This is a genomic window from Agrobacterium tumefaciens str. B6 (genome assembly GCF_001541315.1).
Lineage (GTDB): Bacteria > Pseudomonadota > Alphaproteobacteria > Rhizobiales > Rhizobiaceae > Agrobacterium > Agrobacterium radiobacter.
The window spans coordinates 1-2,012 of the sequence record NZ_LMVK01000033.1 but is presented as its reverse complement, the minus strand read 5'-3'; the positions used below and the strand labels follow the sequence as shown (position 1 = coordinate 2,012).

Annotated in this window: 2 protein-coding genes; both read left to right on the top strand. The window is 59.9% G+C overall.

The genetic code is table 11. From position 1 onward, the window contains the following. On the top strand, positions 1 to 1,072 hold a 1,072-nt coding region (locus ASB65_RS19140; protein ID WP_060725077.1), incomplete at its 5' end, for an IS21 family transposase. Next, positions 1,069 to 1,962: an IS21-like element ISRel5 family helper ATPase IstB gene (gene istB, locus ASB65_RS19135; RefSeq protein ID WP_060725076.1), complete on the top strand. Its 894-nt coding sequence runs from the start codon at positions 1,069 to 1,071 to the stop codon at positions 1,960 to 1,962. The genes ASB65_RS19140 and istB, both read left to right, overlap by 4 nt. Positions 1,963 to 2,012 lie beyond the last annotated feature (50 nt).

The window sequence follows — 2,012 nt, the reverse complement described above, 5'->3', positions numbered from 1 at the left end:
AACCATCGCCGGCCAGGCGCTTGATCACCTGTTCTATCACTTCCGGCTTGTCTGGTCGGGCTTTGAACACGCCCATGTCATTCTCGGCGGCGAAAGCTTTGTCGCGCTGGCTGAAGGGCTTCAAAATGCCCTGTGGTCCGTGGGCGGTACGCCGCTTTATCATCGAAGCGACAGCCTTTCGGCGGCATTCCGCAACCTCGACGCCGATGCCAGGGTCGATCTCACACACCGTTACGACCAGCTTTGCTCCCATTATCGAATGACGCCGACGCGCAACAACAAAGGCGTCGCGCATGAGAACGGCTCGATCGAGAGCTCTCACGGTCATCTCAAGAGCGCTGTCCATGACGCCCTCCTGATGCGGGGGACCAAGGAATTCGACGATCTCGGCTCTTATCGCGCCTTTGTCGACGAGATCGTCAGCCGTCGCAATGCTACCCATGGCAAGCGCATTGATGCAGAACGATCACATCTGCAGGCACTGCCCGAGCGCCGGACCACGGACTTCGAAGAGATTGTCGTCACGGTGTCCCGGACGGGCGGCTTCACCTTGCGCAAAGTCTTCTATACCGTGCCATCCCGTCTGATCGGCCACAGGTTACGGGTGCGCCTGTTCGACGATCGGCTGGATGTCTTTGTCGGCGGGACGCACCTGATGACGTTGCGCCGCGGACGCGGCCACCCCGACGGGCGGCACGACCAGGTCGTCAGCTACCATCACGTCATCCATTCCCTGCGCAAAAAGCCGATGGCGCTCCGCGGCCTCGTTTATCGCGACAAGCTCTTCCCGCGAGAGGAATATCGCAAGGCCTTCGAAGCCCTGACTGAACATCTTCCCGATAAGCAGGCTTGCAAGATCACCGTCGAACTCCTGGCGCTGGCCCATGACCGCGGCTGTGAGCGTGAACTTGCCGAAGAATTGGCCAGGACACTCGATGCCGGTCAGCTACCCGATCTGGCTTGCATGCGAGCGCTCTTCAGTCCGGACCCGGCCAAGCTGCCGACCGTTCATGTGCAACTCGCATCGCTCAATGGCTACGAGGCCTTGATCGGGACAGGAGAAGCGGCATGAAGAACGCCCAAGTCATTGATGAAGCACGTCTCGGCATCATGCTCAACGAGCTCCGGCTGCCCACGATCAAAACCCTGTGGCAACGATTTGCCGAACAGGCGGACCGGGAAGGATGGCCGGCCGCTCGCTTCCTGTCGGCGATTGCCGAGCACGAATTGGCGGAACGGGCCCATCGCAGGATTGAGCGGCATCTCGCCGAGGCGCACCTGCCGCCCGGCAAGACATTGGACAGCTTCGCTTTCGATGCCGTGCCTATGGTCTCCAAGGCACAGGTCATGGCAATCGCCGCCGGCGACAGTTGGCTTGCCAAAGGAGCCAATATTCTCATGTTCGGTCCGCCCGGCGGAGGAAAGAGCCATCTCGCCGCCGCTATCGGCCTGGCCCTGATCGAGAACGGATGGAGGGTCCTGTTCACCCGGACCACCGATCTCGTGCAGAAGCTCCAGGTCGCCCGAAGGGAGTTGCAGCTTGAATCCGCCATCGACAAGCTCAACAAGTACGACCTGCTCATCCTTGATGATCTTGCCTACGTCACCAAGGACCAGGCGGAAACAAGCGTGCTCTTCGAGCTGATCTCGGCACGATACGAACACCGGTCGATCCTGATCACCGCCAACCAGCCGTTCGGAGAGTGGAACCGGGTCTTTCCCGATCCGGCCATGACACTCGCAGCAGTCGACCGGCTCGTCCACCATGCCACGATCTTCGAGATGAACGTCGAAAGCTATCGCCGCAGAACTGCACTTGAGGAAAAACGCCAACGCGGCCGACCGGCCTCGTTTGCGACAATCAGGACCTCAACGCTGTCTGTCGCGGAACGGCAATCAGAAAACGACGAAGAACTTGTCAGCGACAATCAGCGTGATAACTTGATCCCCACCGCGACCTAAGAATCTCATCCAGATTGTCGCCCGCGTCTCATCCTGATTGCCGCGCTATA